Annotated in this window: 18 protein-coding genes; 13 read left to right on the top strand and 5 right to left on the bottom strand. The window is 55.7% G+C overall.

What is annotated here, in order from left to right; all coding sequences use genetic code 11:
• Window positions 1-153: 153 nt before the first annotated feature.
• Window positions 154-612 (bottom strand): hypothetical protein, encoded by a 459-nt coding sequence (locus MHI24_RS09105; RefSeq protein ID WP_340025319.1) that lies wholly within the window; start codon window positions 610-612, stop codon window positions 154-156.
• A gap of 108 nt (window positions 613-720) precedes the next feature.
• Between MHI24_RS09105 and MHI24_RS09100 the strand changes: the two genes are divergently transcribed.
• The 3 genes from MHI24_RS09100 to MHI24_RS09090 all read left to right on the top strand — a co-directional run bounded on the left by MHI24_RS09100 (window position 721) and on the right by MHI24_RS09090 (window position 3,314).
• On the top strand, window positions 721-1,656 hold the full coding sequence (locus MHI24_RS09100) for a LytTR family transcriptional regulator DNA-binding domain-containing protein (protein WP_340025318.1): 936 nt from the start codon (window positions 721-723) through the stop codon (window positions 1,654-1,656).
• Window positions 1,657-1,761: 105 nt separating this feature from the next.
• On the top strand, window positions 1,762-2,607 hold the full coding sequence (locus tag MHI24_RS09095) for an ABC transporter ATP-binding protein (RefSeq protein ID WP_340025317.1): 846 nt from the start codon (window positions 1,762-1,764) through the stop codon (window positions 2,605-2,607).
• On the top strand, window positions 2,604-3,314 hold the full coding sequence (locus MHI24_RS09090; protein ID WP_340025316.1) for an ABC transporter permease: 711 nt from the start codon (window positions 2,604-2,606) through the stop codon (window positions 3,312-3,314). The genes MHI24_RS09095 and MHI24_RS09090 overlap by 4 nt, the downstream gene beginning before the upstream one ends.
• Window positions 3,315-3,404: 90 nt before the next feature.
• Here MHI24_RS09090 and fabV read toward each other — a convergent pair whose 3' ends face one another.
• Window positions 3,405-4,595, bottom strand: a complete 1,191-nt coding sequence (fabV, locus tag MHI24_RS09085) for an enoyl-ACP reductase FabV (RefSeq protein WP_340025315.1) — start codon at window positions 4,593-4,595, stop codon at window positions 3,405-3,407.
• A 268-nt stretch (window positions 4,596-4,863) separates the two neighbouring features.
• On the opposite strand from fabV, the gene MHI24_RS09080 reads away from it, so the two are divergent.
• The 9 genes from MHI24_RS09080 to yajC all read left to right on the top strand — a co-directional run bounded on the left by MHI24_RS09080 (window position 4,864) and on the right by yajC (window position 14,178).
• Window positions 4,864-6,033, top strand: coding sequence for a serpin family protein (locus tag MHI24_RS09080; RefSeq protein ID WP_340025314.1), 1,170 nt, complete (start codon window positions 4,864-4,866; stop codon window positions 6,031-6,033).
• 67 nt (window positions 6,034-6,100) lie between these two features.
• The gene (locus MHI24_RS09075; protein WP_340025313.1) at window positions 6,101-6,859 is read left to right on the top strand and encodes a BofC C-terminal domain-containing protein; all 759 of its coding nucleotides are present in this window, start codon (window positions 6,101-6,103) and stop codon (window positions 6,857-6,859) included.
• Window positions 6,860-7,041: 182 nt separating this feature from the next.
• Window positions 7,042-7,545, top strand: coding sequence for a crossover junction endodeoxyribonuclease RuvC (gene ruvC / locus MHI24_RS09070; RefSeq protein WP_340025312.1), 504 nt, complete (start codon window positions 7,042-7,044; stop codon window positions 7,543-7,545).
• The gene (gene ruvA / locus MHI24_RS09065; RefSeq protein ID WP_238653406.1) at window positions 7,542-8,165 is read left to right on the top strand and encodes a Holliday junction branch migration protein RuvA; all 624 of its coding nucleotides are present in this window, start codon (window positions 7,542-7,544) and stop codon (window positions 8,163-8,165) included. The genes ruvC and ruvA overlap by 4 nt, the downstream gene beginning before the upstream one ends.
• A gap of 25 nt (window positions 8,166-8,190) precedes the next feature.
• Entirely contained in the window at window positions 8,191-9,198 is a 1,008-nt protein-coding gene (gene ruvB, locus MHI24_RS09060; RefSeq protein WP_238653407.1) for a Holliday junction branch migration DNA helicase RuvB, read from the top strand.
• A 311-nt stretch (window positions 9,199-9,509) separates the two neighbouring features.
• Window positions 9,510-11,615, top strand: a complete 2,106-nt coding sequence (locus tag MHI24_RS09055; RefSeq protein ID WP_340025311.1) for a SpoIID/LytB domain-containing protein — start codon at window positions 9,510-9,512, stop codon at window positions 11,613-11,615.
• Window positions 11,616-11,625: 10 nt separating this feature from the next.
• Entirely contained in the window at window positions 11,626-12,654 is a 1,029-nt protein-coding gene (gene queA, locus MHI24_RS09050) for a tRNA preQ1(34) S-adenosylmethionine ribosyltransferase-isomerase QueA (RefSeq protein ID WP_340025310.1), read from the top strand.
• 23 nt (window positions 12,655-12,677) lie between these two features.
• Window positions 12,678-13,814: a tRNA guanosine(34) transglycosylase Tgt gene (gene tgt / locus MHI24_RS09045; protein WP_238653410.1), complete on the top strand. Its 1,137-nt coding sequence runs from the start codon at window positions 12,678-12,680 to the stop codon at window positions 13,812-13,814.
• A gap of 49 nt (window positions 13,815-13,863) precedes the next feature.
• Window positions 13,864-14,178: a preprotein translocase subunit YajC gene (gene yajC / locus MHI24_RS09040; RefSeq protein ID WP_340025309.1), complete on the top strand. Its 315-nt coding sequence runs from the start codon at window positions 13,864-13,866 to the stop codon at window positions 14,176-14,178.
• Window positions 14,179-14,561: 383 nt separating this feature from the next.
• On the opposite strand, the gene MHI24_RS09035 is transcribed toward yajC, so the two are convergent.
• Window positions 14,562-15,401: a phosphatase PAP2 family protein gene (locus MHI24_RS09035; protein WP_340025308.1), complete on the bottom strand. Its 840-nt coding sequence runs from the start codon at window positions 15,399-15,401 to the stop codon at window positions 14,562-14,564.
• A 99-nt stretch (window positions 15,402-15,500) separates the two neighbouring features.
• On the bottom strand, window positions 15,501-15,893 hold the full coding sequence (locus MHI24_RS09030) for a TIGR04086 family membrane protein (RefSeq protein ID WP_340025306.1): 393 nt from the start codon (window positions 15,891-15,893) through the stop codon (window positions 15,501-15,503).
• A 206-nt stretch (window positions 15,894-16,099) separates the two neighbouring features.
• Between MHI24_RS09030 and MHI24_RS09025 the strand changes: the two genes are divergently transcribed.
• On the top strand, window positions 16,100-16,954 hold the full coding sequence (locus MHI24_RS09025) for a DUF421 domain-containing protein (RefSeq protein ID WP_340025305.1): 855 nt from the start codon (window positions 16,100-16,102) through the stop codon (window positions 16,952-16,954).
• Between the two features lie 5 nt (window positions 16,955-16,959).
• Here the strand turns inward: MHI24_RS09025 and spoVB are convergent, their stop codons facing one another.
• Window positions 16,960-18,516: a stage V sporulation protein B gene (spoVB, locus tag MHI24_RS09020; RefSeq protein ID WP_340025304.1), complete on the bottom strand. Its 1,557-nt coding sequence runs from the start codon at window positions 18,514-18,516 to the stop codon at window positions 16,960-16,962.
• Window positions 18,517-18,652: the final 136 nt, after the last annotated feature.

The raw sequence follows: 18,652 nt of genomic DNA, 5'->3' as shown, positions 1-18,652 counted from the left end.
TTTACACAGGAGACCCTTGCCGGTGAAGTATTGCCTTGGGGCTTACAGATGGACAGCATTTACGATGATAGCTGCGGCAGTCCGTATACCGGGGAAGCTGATACAATCTGTGTGGTACTGCGAAAAGGGTGAGTTTCCAGGCCGGCAGCGTGCTCACCGCACCTGCCTATACACACTCCAGCTATTCACCAGATGGCCAACCGTGAACAAGCAGGCCGGTACAACGAACAGCCAGGACTGGACCCAGGCGCCAAGCAGCAGGAAATAGAGGGCGGGAAAGACGGACATCGGCACCGGGATACCCAGCCAAGGCTGGAATAATACAGCGAATGTTCTTCCACTCCAATAATAGCGGCCCCAGCAGCCATAATAGATCAGCAGGCAGAGTGCCATACATATCGCGGCCAGTCCCGGGGGCTGGGAGGCAATCAAGCGGCCGAAGACGATCGGCAGCGTGAAGCAGGCCGCCTGGCCGGCCCGTTCCAGCAGGGTGAAGATCAGCGGAGAGGAAGGGAGTGACTTGGGGGTATCTCGGGGCGGGAACAATATAAAGATAAGATTCGGCAGTAATACGAGTATAGGGATGATGAATCCCACCAGATGCAGTCCCATAGCAGAAATCCGCCTTCCTGTGCGTGAAATTGGCCATACCTGACAAATACCGGACTTGACTCTATAATTACATTATATATCTCAGAGAGCCAGAAGCGGGAGGAAGTCATGCAATTTCAAGCGGTATATGAAGACGGCGAACTAGTGCTGCCGCAGGTTGAATTTGATTTGTCCGCCAGTCCAATGACCGGCATTATTACGGATCTGAGGCGCAAGCAGCTGTTGATGGATCAGTTATCCCGTGTCCCCGGCAATTATTTGTCGTGGGCCGGGCAGAATGAATATATGCGTCTGACCGTTGAAGAGCTAATCGCCTTCCTGATCAGAATGTCGGGGCGGGAGGAGCGCGCTACTGTATTAATCGATTATTTTGCGCTGAAAGAGGAACGCAAGGTTAGAATCATGCATCTCAGCTCTTCCAAAAAGGTGTATGTCACCCTGCTGCGGGCTTTTTTTGCGCATCAGCCTGTACTTGTCCTGGAAGAGCCTTATTTCTACCTGGAGGAGCAGGAGCGCCGTCAGTTCAAGCGGGTTCTGGATGACCTGTCTGCGCAGAAACGGATTCTCCTTCTGACCGCCAACCTGGAGGATGCCTTGATCTCCTGCGATGCCATTTACAGGCTGAACGGCTCCGGGCTTCACCAACTGGATATCCGGGATACGGAGGAGGACCGGCAGGAGGTGCAGAAGCCGGATGAGGCGAATATCACCTTGCAAAAGGTCTCGACCAAACGGCAGGACAAAGTGATCTTATTCGATCCGCCGGAGATTGATTATATTGAGAGTGTGGAGGGCTCCATCCTGGTCCATGTCAGCGGGGAGCATTATGACTGTGCCCTGACGCTGACCCAGCTTGAAGCGCGGCTGCTGAATTTCGGGTTCTTCCGGTGCCACCGCTCCTACATCGTCAATCTGCAAAAGGTACGGGAGATCATTACCTGGACGAAGAACAGCTACAGCCTGCGGCTGAACACGGGGCAGGATGCCGTTGTTCCGTTATCGCGCTCGAAATTGCAGGAGCTCAAGGCGCTGCTGAACCTGTAAAAGGTACACTTCAGGCGGAAATGGCTACATTTCACCGTCTTTTGGTGGCTGAATGCCTGTATTCTGGATAATCTTAAGCCATCAACAACGTAAGGAAGTGGTGTGATGGAGGTTATTCAGGTAGAGCAGGTACGTAAGACGTTCGGAGCGAAGGATGCGCTGACAGAGGTGTCTTTCAGTATTCCCAAAGGGGAGATCTTCGGGTTCCTCGGTCCGAGCGGCTCGGGCAAAACCACCCTGATCAAGATTCTGACCGCGCAATTAAAGCCGACCGGCGGGGCGGCCAGAGTATTCAATCAGCCGGCGGAGGCGATGCGGCAGTCGGCCCAGAAGCTGCGCTTCGGCATTCTGACGGATAACAGCGGCCTGTACGAACGGTTATCTATAGAAGAGAATCTGGAGCTGTACCGGAAGCTGTACGATCTTCCCCGCTCTGCGGTTGATCAGGTGCTGCAATTCGTCAATCTAAGCGGTGAGCGCAAAAAGAAAGTGAGCACATTGTCCAAAGGGATGCGTCAGCGGGTGCTGCTGGCCTGTGCCGTTATCCATGAGCCGGAGCTGCTGTTCCTGGACGAGCCGACCTCGGCACTTGACCCGGTAAATACAGCACATATCTACAAAGGGCTACGCTATCTGAATGAGAAGGGCACCACCATCTTCATCACCACGCATGATATGGCGGAGGCGGAGCTGCTCTGTAACCGGGTAGCGATTCTGTATAAGGGGCGTATTCAGGCGATCGGCTCGCCGAAGGTGCTGAAGCGGCAGCATCGGGAGAATGTGATCTCTGTGGAGCTGACCAGCGGGGAAGAGCATGAGCTGCCATTGGACGGAGAGACGGGTATGCGGGTTGCAGACTGGATGAAGCAGGGACTCATTGAACGGATAGAGACGAAGGAACCCAGCCTGGGCGATATTTTTATCAAAATGACGGGAAGTGAGCTGCTATGAATATCTCCTATAAGCGGGCCAGCGCGATCTTTGTGAAGGATTACAAGGAGTTCTCACGCAATTATGCCTTGTCGATTATGCTGCTGTTTCCGATTCTGTTCGCTTTGCTGTTCAAGCGGATGGGGGCTGATGTGCCGGGAACCGCCGGATTTCTGTTCAACAGCTCGTTTGTTCTGCTGACCTGCTTCGCCCAAGCTTGTCTGATTGCGGAAGAGAAGGAGCGTAACACGCTGCGGTCCCTTATGATGACTCCGGCTACAACCATGGATGTGCTAATGGGTAAAAGCAGTCTGGTCTTCGTCATGTCTGCGGTGGTTCTCGCCATTACTACCTTATTATTTGGCTATGAGCCGGCGAATGTAGGGGCGTTCGTCGCTGTGATCGTTCTATCCATTGTTCTCTACACAGCGGCCGGAACCATTTGCGGTCTCTATTCCAAAACCTTGCTCGATGCGTCCTTATCCATCATCCCGGTAGCCTTCATCTTCATGGGTGCACCTTGGGGGGCGGTACTGGCGAAGGATTATCCGGTGTTCCGGGTGTTGGACTACATGCCAAGCAGCCAAATGACGCATTTGCTGAATCTCGGCCCTGCTGGTAATTCGGCGGCAGAGGTGTGGCAGCCTCTTCTGATCATTGCGGCCTGGACGGCCGTGTTAACTATTGTGTCTGTGGTACTGTACCAGAAGCGGCTCCGGGACGAATAGGCCGGAAGAGTCTGCAAAAGCAACATAAAGGAAGCCGCTCCGGCGAGGGAGCGGCTTCCTTGTGCTTGCGCTAAAGCAATGGCCAAGTCGTTACACCATATTAGGAATGTCTACAGCAGGATCGGTCTCGGCTTCATAGTCTACACCTGGAGTGCGGAAGCCGAACAGCTGGAAGAAGTCGTCCTGATAGCCGGCAAGATCCGTCAGTTCAGGGACGTTATCCGTCTCCAGTTCGTTCCAGCGTCTCATGACTTCAATCTGCACATCCTCACGCATTTCCCAGTCATCGATGTGGATCAGGTGGCTGCCGTCGGTATTGGCTTCTCCGCCGTTATACAAATGGTCGCTGAATAGACGGTACATCTGCTGGATGCAGTTCTCATGCAGCTCCTTCTCTTTCATTACACGGTACAGGGTGGAGATATACAGCGGTACAACCGGAATTGCTGCACTGGACTGGGTGACCAGCGCCTTGTTCACCGATACGAAGGCGCGGCCGCCGGTGGCGGCAAGCTTGTCATTCAAGGCAACCGCAGTGCGCTCCAGATCATTCTTGGCCTGGCCGATGGTTCCGTCCCGGTAGATCGGGTGGGTGATCTTGGGTCCGATATAGGAATAGGCCACTGTAGTTGCTCCGTCAGCAAGCACCCCGGCTGCCTGAAGCTGGTCGATCCACATTCCCCAGTCTTCCCCGCCCATAACGGCGATGGTCTGACGAACCTCATCCTCTGTAGCCGGTTCAATAGTTACCGTAGAGACTTCTCCGGTGTGGAAGTTCATCGTTTTGTTCGTGTAGGCTTCACCCACCGGCTTAATGACCGACGAGAAGGCCTCTCCGGTGACGGGATGGGTGCGGCGCGGGGAGGCGACGCTGTAGACAAGCAGGTCTATGGTGCCCAATTCGGCTTTGATCAGCTCAATCGTCTTGGTCTTGATTTCATTGGAGAAGGCATCGCCGACAATACTGAAGGATTTCAGGCCCTGCTTGGCTGCGGCCTGTTCAAAGGCAGCAGAATTATACCAGCCTGCCGAAGCGGTGCGTGTCCCTTCCGCGGGCTTGTCAAAGAATACGCCGATGGTATTCGCGCCTGCACCGAAGGCTGCGGCAATCCGCGAAGCGAGTCCATACCCTGTGGAGGCGCCGATCACCAGCACATTGGCCGGGCCGGTCAGCTTCTTTTGGGCGCGGACATAGTCAATCTGCTCCTGTATTTGTCCGGCGCATCCCTGCGGGTGGGCTGTTGTACAGATGAAGCCGCGTGTTTTTGGCTGAATAATCATCAAGGTTATCCCCTTTGTTTTAGTTTTTAACTTTTTCATTAATATAGAGTATAACAAATGATGGCATAGAAAGATAAGCCTTCTATTAGATGAACAGTAAAATTGTATTGCTGTTGCTATGAATTTGCAACTTTTCCCAATCCGCGGCGTCAGTGGGTAGAGAGGCTACGGATGAAGTCTGGGAGGGGGTACAGGCATGGGCAAAAGATTATCGCTACTTATAATAGCCGTGCTGTTATTGGGCGGCTGCAGTGAAGGAGGTTCGGGCATGAGCTACTCGGAGAGACAAGCTGCTGCAGCAATGCTTGATTCGGGTCTGGCTGAGAGCAGTAACCGGCTGGGGGTGAAGCTGTTCGGCCAGTTATGGAAGGAGGGCGGCGGCAATCTGACCGTCTCCCCTTACAGTGTTGCCGCCGCTCTGGCCCTCGCTTATAACGGCAGTGCCGGTGATACAGCGGAGGAGCTGGGCGGCCTGTTGGGCTATGCGCCTGAAGAGCGGCCGGAGCTGAACGCCGGTCATCTGGCGCTCTTGAAGCTGCTGCAGGATGGAGGACCGGGAGTGGAGCTGAAGCTGGCGAATTCGGTCTGGGGCATGAAGGGGCTGCCGCTGCGTAAGGACTATCTGAAGACCGGCAAGGAATTCTATGATGCACAGATTAAGACCACGGATCTGGCCGCAGCGAAGTCCGTGAAGCAGATCAACGGGTGGGCCGCCGATCACACTGGAGACAAGATTACAGAAATGCTTGCGGAGCCGCCCGGACCGCAGGCGGTTGCCGTCCTGGTCAACGCACTTTATTTCAAGGGCAGCTGGCGGGACGTTTTTCCGGATCGCGCTACGGTACCGGGGAACTTCCACCTGCCGGATGGCCAGAAGGTTCAGGCGATGATGATGGAGCGCGGGGGATTCATTCCGTATGCGGAGGGGGAGCACTGGCAGGCGGTGAAGCTTACCTACGGGGAAGGTCAGATGGAGATGGTGGTGTTCCTTCCGGGCGAGCAATCCTCGCTCAAGGAACTTGTAGGTCAACTGGAGCAGGGGAGCCTGTCGCTGGATCAGGATTTCGACAGCAGCCGTGGAACGCTGCGGCTGCCGCGGTTCACGGCCAGCTACGGCACAGAACTATCCAAGGCCTTGCAGGCGCTGGGTGTGAAGCTTGCCTTCGACCAGCAGCGTGGTGATTTCTCCCGGATGGTCGATCTGGATCAGCCGGTGTACTTTGATAAGGTTCTCCACAAGACCTTCATTAGTGTGAATGAACAGGGAACGGAGGCGGCGGCTTCGACCGTAATTGATGTGCGGGCCGGATCGGCTCCTCCTGCGGATCAGCCTTTTGAGATGACGGTGAACCGGCCGTTTCTGTTCCTGATCCGGGATGCCCAGACCGGGGTAGTGCTGTTCCTGGGAGCGATTGAGAATCCGCTGGGCACAGAGTGAATACAGGCATGCATAAAGACTCCCTTCACAGGTCACAATAGGAAAAAACCAGAATGAAGGGATTAACGTGAACGCTTTTCGCTTGAAGAAACAACTGTGGCGTCGGTGGAGACGCTGGAAGCGGGCCCCCTGGGTGGGGGCGGCCTGCCTGGTGCTGGCCCTGATGGCCTGGTGCGGGATGCAGGTTCCCGGAGAGATCAGCTCGCTCCTGGATCATTCGGCCTGGGCAGGGTCCGGTGCGCTCAGCGATGCTGTAGAGAGAAGCCCCGGACCCGGCGGCAGCATGGCGGCAGTAGCCGCTGTATATTCTCCTGACACCAGCGAAGACCAGGAAGCCGGGCTGATGAACAGCCGTGAACTGCTTCAGGCAGTCAGCCGTGAGCCTGTCAGCCGTATAGTGCACCTGAAGACGGTCTATGTCTCGGGCGAGGAAGTGCAGACCCTGCCCGGAGTACAAAGCCCTGCGCGGCTTAAGGAGCTGATTGCCGGTCATGCCCGTTGGAGCGGCCGGATTACCCGTGAGGGCGATCTGTGGCTGGAGCGCAGCGTCAACGATCTGTCGCCGCTTACCAAGAAGGAAGCTTACTTCGGTGTGGACGAACAGGGTAATCTGACGTTGTTCCAGGGACCGCCCGAGGCTGAGCGGGTCATGAAGACTTTTTTTCAGATGGACATGGGCTCCCTGAAGTCCTCTCTCCCCGAAGGAATCTGGGAGCAGCTGCATCAGGGCATCCGGGTCCAGGATCTGGAGGAGTATAACAGCGTGCTGTCCACCTTCAGCGATTATGCGCGGGATTCCGCAGAACAGGTAATGCAGCCTCATTAAGAGCAGGGTAGAATTGCGCAAGCCTTCGGATTTCCGTTTCCCCGGGACAAAGTTTTTGTCTCCCGGGGAATTTTTTTTGCTATAATGGGTGGAAGGAATACATATGTTCGCTTCAGGGCGGACGGATGAATCCAATAGGGTGCCGCTGCATTCAGCCCTGGCACAGAGGAGAGGGAAGGATCTTGCGCATCTTGGGCATTGACCCGGGGCTGGCGATTGTCGGCTTCGGCTTCGTAGATAAGATTGGGAACAAATTAACGCCGGTTCAATACGGCTCGATCCAGACGGAGGCGCATACCCCGGAGGAGGAGCGCCTGCTGCATGTCTATGAAGGCATGGTACAGCTGCTCGACAAGTATAAGCCGGATGCGGTGGCGGTGGAGAAGCTGTTCTTCAGCCGCAATGTGACTACAGCTCTGCCGGTGGCGCAGGCGCGCGGCGTGCTGATTCTGGCTGCCGTGCAGCGCGGGCTTCCGGTTGCGGAATACACCCCGATGATGGTGAAGCAGGCGGTGGTGGGTTACGGCAAGGCGGAGAAGAAGCAGGTTCAGGAGATGGTCAAGCTGCTGCTCAAGCTGTCAGCCGTTCCGAAGCCCGATGATGTGGCGGATGCGCTGGCGGTGGCGGTATGCCATGCCCATTCCGTGAGTCTTAATTCCAAATTAAATGAGGTATTGCGAAAATGATAGATTATCTTAGAGGGCCGGTTGCGCATCTGGAGACGGAATATATCGTGGTGGATGTCCAGGGCATAGGGTACCGGGTATTCTGCCCGAACCCGTATGCTTTTGCCAAGACGGAGGGTCCGGTAACTGTGTATATCCATTATCAGACCCGCGAGGATGCCACGCTGCTGTTCGGGTTCCCGACCCGTGAGGAGCAGAAGCTGTTCCGCAGGCTGATTGAGGTGAACGGCATCGGGCCGCGTGTAGCCTTGGGTATATTGACCGGAGGTACGCCGGATCAGCTGATCGCCGCCATCTACCAGGAGAATATCACCTTCCTGACGAAGCTTCCGGGCATCGGCAAGAAGACGGCGCAGCGGATGATTCTTGATCTGAAGGACAAGCTTGACGGCTTCGGCGGGGCGGCTCTGCAGACAGGCTTGTTCGCGGTTGCGGCTGAAGCAGAGGCCAAGGCGGAGGCTCTTCCGTGGGAAGAGGCCAGGGATGCCCTGAAGGCGCTCGGATATACCGATGCGGAGCTTGACCGCGTATGGCTGAAGATGAAGCAGGAGGGCACGGATACCGGTCCGGTGGATGTGCTGATGAAGAAGGCGCTGGGGCTGCTGTATATTGCCAAATAGGTCCCCTAGAACGGAGTGAGGAAGAATGGATGACCGGATTATCTCGGCCAATCTGATGATGGATGAGCAGGCGGTGGAGTTAAGCCTGCGCCCCCGGTATCTGGGGGAATATATCGGCCAGGGTCAGGTGAAGGAGAACCTGAAGATCTATATTGAAGCGGCCAAGCTGCGCAGCGAGGCGCTGGACCATGTGCTGCTGTACGGACCTCCGGGCCTCGGCAAGACGACGCTGGCCAATATCATCGCCAATGAGCTGGGCGTGAATCTGCGTACGACCTCCGGGCCGGCCATTGAGCGTCCCGGCGATCTGGCGGCGCTGCTGACCAATCTGCAGGAAGGCGATGTACTGTTCATTGACGAGATTCACCGCCTGCACCGCACGGTGGAGGAGGTCATGTATCCGGCGATGGAGGATTTCGCGCTGGACATCATGATCGGCAAGGGCCCGAGCGCCCGCTCGGTGCGGCTGGACCTGCCGCCCTTCACGCTGATCGGGGCGACGACACGCGCGGGCTTGCTGTCTGCCCCGCTGCGCGACCGCTTCGGCGTGGTCAGCCGGCTGGAGTATTACAAGATCGATGAGCTGAGCTTCATCGTGTCCCGCAATGCCGAGCTGCTCGGCATTGAGATTGTAGGTGACGCTGCGGAAGAGATTGCGCTGCGGGCCCGCGGGACACCGCGGATCGCCAACCGCCTGCTGAAGCGGGTGCGCGACTATGCGCAGGTCCGGGGGGACGGAATTATCACACCGGAGATCGCCGCAGAATCGCTGAAGATGCTCCAGGTGGACCCCCGGGGCCTGGACAGCATCGACCACAAGATGCTGCAGTCCATGATCAGCTCCTTCCGGGGCGGTCCGGTGGGGCTGGATACGATCGCAGCAACGATCGGCGAAGAGAGCCAGACGATCGAGGATGTCTATGAGCCTTATCTGCTGCAGATCGGCTTTCTGCAGCGGACACCGCGCGGGCGCGTGGTTACGCCTGCGGCGTATCATCATCTGGGGCTGCCGCTTCCGCCGCAGCAGAGCTGAGTCTATGGGCTAGCTGGCAGCTGTCACTGTGACTGCAACTGTAACTGTGGCTGTGGCTTCAATTCTGAGAAATGCTGCACATTTTGCAACTTTGTTAATGATAATTCAGTCTATATACCAGAATGTTGCACGATTTGCAGCATTTCATCTGTTTAAGACAGTTTGGCGCTGAATTTCTTGCATTTTTTGCAACACTCTTTCGTACAGTTACCCGTTCGGGGTGGCCAAGTTGCAGTTCGTGCAACAATTCGATGATAGAAATTCTAAGTACTTTTAACTTTCATATCGTTCAAACTTCTAGGAGGCTTATAATGAATCTTGCCAAGTGGAAAGAGACTGGAATAGGGCTGCTGGGCCGGGGAGCGCTTGCTGCGCTGATTGCCGCAGGAAGTCTGCTGGCTCCGGCAGGCAGCATCCGCGCCGAGGGCGGCGGGACGATCCGGGTTGCGCTGTACGCCGATATCGGCAGCAAATATAAGTCTACTGTACCGCTCGTTACGCTGCAGTCCGAGCAGAGCTTCAGCCTGTTGTCTGCTGCGGGTGGGGCCCCTCTGTTGTCGGTCCCCGCCCAGAACCGGGTAAGAGTCAGCCTGGACGGCTTCCGGGTGAAGGTAATGGAGACCCCAAGCTGGCAGACCGCAGCGGATGGGGCGAAGAAGCTGCAGGCGGCGTCTCTTAAGCCGCAGATCTTCATGGCAACCCGGAGCGGCTCCAAGGTATACCAGTTGTATACCGGAGGATATGCCAGCGAGAGTGCGGCCAGGAACGGCCTGAGCTCGGTCATGAAGGCCGGGCTTGCGCTTCCGGACGGGCAGACCCCTGCTGTAGCCGGGACGAAGCGCCTGTCCGCAGGTACTTACCCGACCCTGGAGGAGGCTCAGGCGGCGGTTAATACGTTGACCGGTGCAGGACTTGATGCCTGGCCGGTCTTCGTGTCCGGCGAGGGGGGCAGTGCGCGGACGGAGGTCTGGGTAGGCGAGGCTTCAAGCGACAGCGAGCTTGCGGATATCTCGGCCACAGCAGCCGCGCAGCTGCCGCAGCTGGCATTGACGCCTGTGGCGCAAGGCACGCCTGCGGTTATTATCCGCATGGATGCAGGCTTTGATCTGAACAGTGAAGTCCAGGTCTTTCATTATATGCTGACCGGAAGCAACGCCAAGTTCATGGTATCCGGCAATGAGAAGGGGATTATGCTGACGGAGAGATCGAAGCGGGTCTACCGCGGTGATCTGGAATTAGGCAATCTGAACGGCTCATTGTCCGTTATTAACGTGGTTCCGGTGGAGCAATACCTGTATGCGGTAGTAGGGGGAGAGGTCTCCTCAAGCTGGCCGGAAGAAGCGCTGAAGGCGCAGGCTGTAGCTGCGCGGAGCTATGCGCTGTCCCAGGGCAACCGGTTCGAGGTGGCGAATGTGGTCGATACGACGCTCAGCCAGGTCTACAACGGAATCGGCGCTGAGGCTCCGTCGATTATCAAGGCGGTCGATGCGACTGCCGGTGAAGTGCTGAAGAGCGGCGGCAAGACCGTTGAGGCGGTATTCTCTTCGAACAGTGGCGGGGTTACAGCTGATCCGTCGGAGGTATGGAACAGCGGCGGCAGCAACTTCGCAAGCGTGCCCAGCGCCGAGGATGCGGCCGCGGTAGGCTCCGCCAAGAAGTGGTATTATATGCTGCTGGACAATGGGGTCTCCGGCTATGCCCGGGAAGATAATATTAAGCTGACGGGAAGCAAGACGGCGGCCGGGCTTCCGCTGGCTACGGCCACTGTCAAGGATGTGAATATCCGGCCGCTGCCGGTTGTAGACAGCAGTGCTGCTCCTACAGGCAAGCTGAACCCCGGCCAGAATGCTGTGGTGCTGAACCAGGTCTTTGAATCCGGCAGCTATAGCTGGATTAAGGGACCCTATTCTTCAGCCGACCTGCTGAAGAGTCTGGCCGGCAAAACCAGCGGCACGCTGCCCTCCACCATCACCACCCTGGAGGTTACCCGGCGCGGGCCGTCGGGAAGAGCCGTAGAGGTGAAGGCGAACGGGCAGATTTTACAAGTCAAGTATCCGGATCTGTTCCGCTCCTCCTTCGGCGGATTGCCCAGTACGTTGTTTGATATTGTACCGGCCGGAAGTTATACTGTACTAGGCGCTGACGGCGCTACGGCATCTATAGGCAGTACGGCGTCAGCCGGTGTCCTGTCTGCTACGGGCCAGGTATCGTCCACCGGCAGCGGAACGGTTGTGATGGGGGCGGACCAGGCCACCAGAGTGGTAACCGGCACTCCGGGCTTCTATTTCATCGGCTGGGGGTATGGGCACGGTCTCGGTATGTCCCAATGGGGCGTAAAGGGAATGGCAGACAAAGGGTATGATTATAAGCAAATATTGCAACACTATTTCAGTAACGTTACTATAATTAAGGAATGAAGATCCCATTATGAATGTAGACAGTTATGATTTCCATCTGCCGGAGGAGCTGATTGCCCAGACTCCGCTTGCTGACCGCACGGCCTCCAGGCTGCTGCTGGTTAACAAGGAGAGCGGGCAGCTGGGCCACGGGCATTTCATAGATATACTGGGGCAGTTCCGCCCCGGGGATACACTGGTGCTGAATGATACCCGGGTGATTCCGGCCAGACTGTTCGGCGTGAAGGAAGACACCGGCGCGAAGGCTGAGGTCCTGCTGCTGAAGAATCTCGAAGGGGACCGCTGGGAAGCGCTGGTGAAGCCCGGCAAGAAGCTGAAGACCGGAGCGGTCATTATCTTCAGTGAAGAGCTGAAGGCCGTTATCGAGGATGAGGCTGATATGGGCGGACGGACGCTCCGCTTCATCTATCAAGGAATCTTCCAGGAGATTCTGGACAGGCTCGGCTCGATGCCGCTGCCGCCTTATATTAAGGAGACGCTGGACGACCGCGAGCGGTATCAGACCGTCTATGCCAAGCATGAAGGCTCGGCGGCGGCACCGACCGCAGGGCTGCATTTCACCAAGGAGCTGCTGGAGCAGATAGCCGCGGTCGGGGTGAAGATCGCATATATTACGCTTCATGTCGGTCTAGGCACCTTCCGCCCCATGTCGGTGGAGACGGTTGAAGAGCATGTCATGCACGCAGAATATTATGAGATTTCGCAGGAGACGGCGGATATCCTGAATGAAGCCAGAGCGCGGGGCGGGAGAATCATTGCCGTCGGCACCACCTCCTGCCGCACGCTTGAGACGGTCGGCAGGGAGAGCCAGGGCGGACCGATTGAAGCCTGCAGTGGCTGGACGGATATTTTCATCTATCCGGGTTATGAATTCACTGTCGTCAATGCGCTGATTACCAATTTCCATCTGCCCAAGTCAACCTTGGTTATGCTGGTGAGCGCTCTGGCCGGCCGGGAGCTGATCCTCGCCGCCTATGAAGAAGCGATCAGGCAGCGTTACCGGTTCTTCAGCTTCGGCGATGCAATGTTCATTTATTAAAGCAAGAGGAAGGGTTAAACGAAATGGCAGCAATTACGTACGAACATATTAAGACCTGCAAGCAGTCCGGGGCACGGCTCGGAAGAGTCCACACCCCCCACGGTATCATCGAGACACCGACGTTCATGCCGGTAGGCACACAGGCCACCGTCAAAACGATGAGCCCTGAAGAGCTGAAGCAAATGAATGCGCAGATTATTCTGAGCAATACCTATCATCTGTTCCTCCGCCCGGGACATGAGATTGTCGGTGAAGCGGGCGGCCTGCACAAGTTCATGAACTGGGACCGGCCGATCCTCACCGACAGCGGCGGCTTCCAGGTATTCTCCCTAAGCGACATGCGCAAGATTACCGAAGAGGGCGTGCATTTCCGCTCCCACCTGAACGGAGACAAGAAGTTCCTGTCACCGGAGGTGGCCATGGAGGTCCAGAATGCGCTCGGCTCCGATATCATGATGGCCTTCGATGAATGTCCGCCATATCCGGCAGAATATGAATATGTGAAGAAATCACTTGAACGCACCACCCGCTGGGCGGAACGCTGCCTGAAGAGCCATGCCCGTCCGCATGACCAGGGGCTGTTCGCCATCGTCCAGGGAGGCATGTATGAGGATCTCCGCCGCCAGAGCGCGGCTGATTTGACTTCCATGGATTTCCCGGGGTATGCTATTGGTGGACTCAGTGTCGGAGAGTCCAAGCAGCTTATGTATGAAGTGCTGGATTATACGGTTCCGCTGCTGCCGCAAGGGAAGCCGCGCTATTTGATGGGCGTGGGTTCACCGGATGCGCTGCTGGAAGGTTCAATCCGAGGAATAGACATGTTCGACTGTGTTCTGCCAACCCGCATTGCCCGTAATGGAACAACGATGACCAGTCAAGGAAGACTCGTTGTACGCAACGCGCAGTATGCCCGTGATTTCGGGCCGCTAGATCCGGAGTGTGACTGCTATACCTGCCGGAATTATTCCCGCGCTTATCTGCGTCATCTGATTAAGGCTGATGAAACTTTCGGCCTGCGGCTGACGACATACCATAACCTACACTTCCTGCTGGAGCTGATGCGCAAGGTGCGCGAAGCCATCATGGAAGACCGGCTGCTTGATTTTCGCGATGAGTTTTTTGCACAATACGGATTACATGACAATCTGAAAGGCTTCTAAGACTGTACTTCGGTGGAGTGTTTACGTATTTCTGAAAGGGGGGAATGATATGGCACAGTTTCAGTTGGCAGCAGCCCAAGGCGGCGGTGGCAGCATCTTGGGTCTGGTAGGGCCTTTTGTTCTTATGTTTGTTGTTTTCTACTTCCTGCTGATTCGTCCGCAGCAGAAGAAGACCAAGGCGCGCAACGGCATGCTGAAAGCGCTCAAGAAAGGCGATAAGGTCGTTACTATCGGGGGACTGCACGGAACGATTATGGAGCTTTCGGATGACATCGTCATCCTGCGGGTGAATGATGTAACCAAGCTGACCTTTGACCGCGGCTCGATCAGCCATTCGGTTGTGGAAGCGGAAGACAAGGTTTAAGCTTAAGCTGGACATAGAAATCGGCGTTCTCTCCCGGAGAGAACGCCGATTTTTCGTTGTGTACGTGATTGGAGGCACACATGATCTGTTTACGTCTGCCCGTGAGTACTTTTTACGAATAAGTGTAATCGAAAAACCGATTACAATGGCAGCCGTGAAGGCAACTGGGCCAAATGTAATCGAAAAACCGATCACATTGGCACCTGCGAAGGCAATCGGGCCAAATGTAATCGAAAAACCGATCACATTGGCACCTGCGAAGGCAATCGGGCCAAATGTAATCGAAAAACCGATCACATTGGCACCCGCGAAGGCAATCGGGCCAAATGTAATCGAAAAACCGATTACATTGGCACCCGCTAAGGCAACCGGGCCAATTGCTCTTAGCGCGAGTTGGTTACCCGGCTTCTGACCCGGAGCCGTTCTTCGCCGCCGCGCAAGGTGAGCTTAGCCAGCTGGACACTGGCTGTTACGGACACAATAGCCAGGATGGTGCCGCCGATCATATCGGTCAGCCAGTGGATGCCAAGATAGAAGATGCCAAATACGATAATCACCGCGGAGACGGTGGTAATGATCTTCCAGCGCCGGTTCCCGGAACGGTAGGCCAGCAGAGCCATGGACACAGAGATTGCCGTATGGAGGCTCGGGAAGCAGTTATTCAGGCCGGACAGCGGCCGGTATTCCTGCTCAAACTTCGGAAAAATATCCAGCATGACAAATCTTACCCCTGCCGGCGCATAAGACCAGACCTCGTTGACCGGAAAATACAGATAGAATGGAATAGCCACAGCGTAGGTTATAATAACCGTGTAACAGGTGGCATACAGCATCAGGCGGTTCTTATCCAGCAGGTAAACTCCCAGTGAGGCAGCTAATACGGCCTGCAGCATGAAGATATAGAAGAAGACAATGATTGGCGTCAGCCAGGGCGTATAGAACAGCTCTTGAACCATCCGGACAAAATGCCCCTCCAGGCCAAACACAAACGCCGTGTAATCCGAATTCAGATGCATCCTCTCTTCAATCTGCAGCTCATATTTATTCAGGGCAAGAATGCTGAACATCCCTACAAGGACAAGGGTGAATTTATAGGACCGCAGGAGCTCTCTCCCGATTTCAACCAAAGCCAACAGCGGATTGCGCAGGGAACCGAGCCAGATAAGAATCACAACAATGGCAACGGTATAGACAACTACAAGATTCATCGACTGGTAAAGCAAAGCACTCGAAGCCTCCTTGATAAACGCTCATATGAAGTCAGATACACCCAGTGTAACATATTTTCAAGGTAAGGTTTCAACTTTTCAGAATGATACGATTTAGGATTTCTGTAAATTCACCCCAAACATCCCGCCGAGTGCGCTAATGCCGGCAGCCGCCAGCACCCACAGGAAGTCCATCCCCGCAGGCGAGCTGTCCAGCGCGAGGAATCCGATCAGCAGGACAATCAAGCCGTAGAACAGGCCAGTCAGGGCTCCCTGGTACCATCCTCTGCTGGAAGCCCTGCTCCCTGCGGTCAATCCGCCAAAAGCGGCAGCAACGCCATGAACGATGTAGGTGTACATCGCAAGATCCGCTTCCTTAAGGCTGCTGCCCCAGAGCAGGAGGGAGAGGACGAATGCACCCAGCATCATCCACAGGAAGGAGCGGATTAGACCTGATAATACCGGACTAGTTATTTTCCACGAGAATAGGCGCCTGATCACAGACATGGTAAAACCCCCTAAAAGTTTGTTAACCGGATACTAATTATTGTATGGGGAGGCTTGCCCCAATAGTACCGGAATGGCCGATATGGCTTTTTTACCATTAATTAAACAGCCGGTTTCCGAATGTTCCCTTGGCAGGCAGGCCAGAATAGGTGTACATTAATCCGCCTGGAGGGCCAGCCGCCGGGTGAGAAGCGGAAGGAGAGAGTATGTTGTTTCAGCATATTACAGCCCACATCTTTCTAACCGTCCTGATGTATCTCTTCATCTTCATGAGCATGAGGATCATGGGCAAGCGCGAGATCGGCAAGCTGTCCATCTTTGATCTTACGATTTCCATCATGATTGCAGAGATTGGCGTGTTTGTCATTGAAGATATTGAGCGGCCCCTCTATGACGGAATCGTTCCTATGGCTACCCTGGTGCTGATCCAGGTTATTGTGGCCCAGCTCAGTCTGAAGAGCCGGAAGCTGCGCCTGTTGGTGGACGGCAAGCCGAGTATTCTCATCTCAGACGGGAAGCTGCACCGCGGGGAGATGCGCAGGCAGCGCTATAATATCGATGATCTCCTGCTGCAACTGCGCGGGCAGAATATTGTCAGTCCCGCTGATGTGGAATTTGCTATCCTGGAGACCAGCGGCCAGCTGACGGTCATTGAGAAAAACAAGGGAGTTACCTCATCCAACCAGTCCGGGAACAGCAGCGTCAGCGCGGAGCAGAAGCAGAAGAACAAAGACAACCAGAAGAAGACAGGGAACCAAAAGAACTCTGCCGATTCTAATGATTCCAGTGATTCTAATAATTCCAAGGACTCTAAGGACCAGGAGGATTCCGGTTCTGTGCAGCTGCCCAAGCATAAAATACGCTATGAGGGCTTGCCGATTCCGCTGATCATGGACGGGAAGGTACAGGACGGCAATCTGGAGATGATCGGCAAGAACCGCTTCTGGCTCAGGAACCAGATCCGCCAGAAGGGCGTTTCCGATTTCCGCGATGTTTTTCTGTGCTCGGTGGACCATAAGGGAGAGCTCTATATTGCGCCGATTCATCCGAATAACGGCTGATGGTTTTAACTCCGCCAGCGCTTGAAAAAGGGAACACGCTCCAGATCCCGCGCCGAGATCAGGCCGGACAAGAGGCAGATGCCCAGATAGACTCCCATCCCGCAAGCGGCGGCAGCCAGAAACTGTATCCACTGGGATGAAGACACGGAAACAGAGGTGTAGACATAGGACATGGCAGCAGCCATGATGATTGTAGCCGCTATAATTTTGAGCGGATCGGACCATCTTAAGGACATTGCGGTCAGGCGGACCACGCTAAATCCATGCAGCAGGGTGACCAGAAGGCTGTTGACCATGATGGCGATGATGGCGCCCAGAATTCCGTATTCCGGCCGTGAGGCCAGCAGGAGGATCAGCAGGATTTTGACAACCGCTCCAATCAGCGTATTGATCAGCGCCCGGCCCGGACGGTCCATCGCCTGTAGGGCGGCCTGCAGCGGGGCCTGGACATAGAGGAATACAGCAAACGGAGCCATCATCCGCAGCATAGGCGCCGTATCCGCTGCATTGCCGTACATCAACGTACAGAGCGGTACGGCAAGAATATACATAACGGCAGCAAACGGGGCACCGGTAACCATGGCGAGGCGCAGGGCCTGGTGCATTCTTTTATGAATGGTGGGCATATCATCACGCGCAGCTGCCTCTGAAAGGGAAGGGACGAGGGAGACGGCCAGGGAGGAGCTGAGCACACCCGGCAGGAGCAGCAGCGGGATGACCATACCTTGAAGCGAACCATATTGTGCCGTTGCGGCAGCAGCGGCGATACCGGCCAGCGCCAGACTGCGCACCGTAATAATGGATTCCAGCAGATAAGAGAAGGAGCCGATCAGGCGTCCGGCGGTAACCGGGACGGCGATGCCGGCCAGCCGTTTCAGCACAGGGGTTGTCTCCGGGGACTCGTCTCCGGACGGCAGCGCCCTGTCTTTTTGCACGCTAAAATAATACTGCCCCAGCAGCGCAAGCATTCCCGCGATCTCCCCGACCGTGACCCCCAGCATTGCACCCGCAGCCGCAAAGGCCAGCCCCTTCGGAAGCAGCAGCCAGGAGAACCACAGCATGAAGAAGATACGGATGATGGATTCCAGTACAGAGGAGAACGCGGAGGGAATCATGTTCTGCCGGCCCTGGAAATACCCCCTGTAGATGGAGGAGACGGCAACGATGGCGATCATAGGCGTCATGCTGACAAAGGTATAATAGACACGCCGGTCCGTCAGAAGCACACTGGAGACCCATGACGCGCTGAACAGGGCGATGAAGGTGAACAGAACCCCCAGCGTCAGACTGAGGGCAAGACTGGTATGCAGGATTCTCCGGGACTGCTCCGGACGGTTCTCCCCCTCAGCTTCAGCCACCAGCTTGGCTACAGCGAGCGGCAGTCCGCCGGTAATGACTGTGATCAGCACAATGAAAAAAGGATATCCCAGCTGATACAGCCCCACCCCTTCAGCGCCGATGATCCGCGGCAGGGCAATCCGGGGAATGAAGCCAAGCATCCGGTTAATGATACCGGCGCACAGCAGAATGATGGTTCCTTGAATAAAGCTCTGTTTCCTCAAAGGGCATTCCTTCTTCCCTGAATGAAATGACACTGCGCCTAAGCCGTCGTTCTGCCGAGGAAGGCTTGTATAAGGATATGCAGGTACAGGTGGACTCCATGACAAGCATTCCCAGGACAAGTTTTTGGCGGTAAGC

It is taken from the genome of Paenibacillus sp. FSL K6-1096 (assembly GCF_037977055.1).
GTDB lineage: Bacteria > Bacillota > Bacilli > Paenibacillales > Paenibacillaceae > Paenibacillus_AQ.
This window is presented reverse-complemented; position numbering and strand designations above follow the sequence as displayed.

What these genes read in the sequence shown, in the direction of transcription:
- MHI24_RS09095 (WP_340025317.1), top strand. Translation starts at nt 1,762, where the DNA reads ATGGAGGTTATTCAGGTAGAGCAGGTACGTAAGACGTTCGGAGCGAAG.
- tgt (WP_238653410.1), top strand. Translation starts at nt 12,678, where the DNA reads ATGGCAGCAATTACGTACGAACATATTAAGACCTGCAAGCAGTCCGGG.
- MHI24_RS09025 (WP_340025305.1), top strand. Translation starts at nt 16,100, where the DNA reads ATGTTGTTTCAGCATATTACAGCCCACATCTTTCTAACCGTCCTGATG.
- ruvA (WP_238653406.1), top strand. Translation starts at nt 7,542, where the DNA reads ATGATAGATTATCTTAGAGGGCCGGTTGCGCATCTGGAGACGGAATAT.
- queA (WP_340025310.1), top strand. Translation starts at nt 11,626, where the DNA reads ATGAATGTAGACAGTTATGATTTCCATCTGCCGGAGGAGCTGATTGCC.
- MHI24_RS09100 (WP_340025318.1), top strand. Translation starts at nt 721, where the DNA reads ATGCAATTTCAAGCGGTATATGAAGACGGCGAACTAGTGCTGCCGCAG.
- MHI24_RS09090 (WP_340025316.1), top strand. Translation starts at nt 2,604, where the DNA reads ATGAATATCTCCTATAAGCGGGCCAGCGCGATCTTTGTGAAGGATTAC.
- MHI24_RS09080 (WP_340025314.1), top strand. Translation starts at nt 4,864, where the DNA reads ATGAGCTACTCGGAGAGACAAGCTGCTGCAGCAATGCTTGATTCGGGT.
- fabV (WP_340025315.1), bottom strand. Translation starts at nt 4,595, where the DNA reads ATGATTATTCAGCCAAAAACACGCGGCTTCATCTGTACAACAGCCCAC.
- ruvB (WP_238653407.1), top strand. Translation starts at nt 8,191, where the DNA reads ATGGATGACCGGATTATCTCGGCCAATCTGATGATGGATGAGCAGGCG.
- MHI24_RS09055 (WP_340025311.1), top strand. Translation starts at nt 9,510, where the DNA reads ATGAATCTTGCCAAGTGGAAAGAGACTGGAATAGGGCTGCTGGGCCGG.
- MHI24_RS09105 (WP_340025319.1), bottom strand. Translation starts at nt 612, where the DNA reads ATGGGACTGCATCTGGTGGGATTCATCATCCCTATACTCGTATTACTG.
- yajC (WP_340025309.1), top strand. Translation starts at nt 13,864, where the DNA reads ATGGCACAGTTTCAGTTGGCAGCAGCCCAAGGCGGCGGTGGCAGCATC.
- MHI24_RS09030 (WP_340025306.1), bottom strand. Translation starts at nt 15,893, where the DNA reads ATGTCTGTGATCAGGCGCCTATTCTCGTGGAAAATAACTAGTCCGGTA.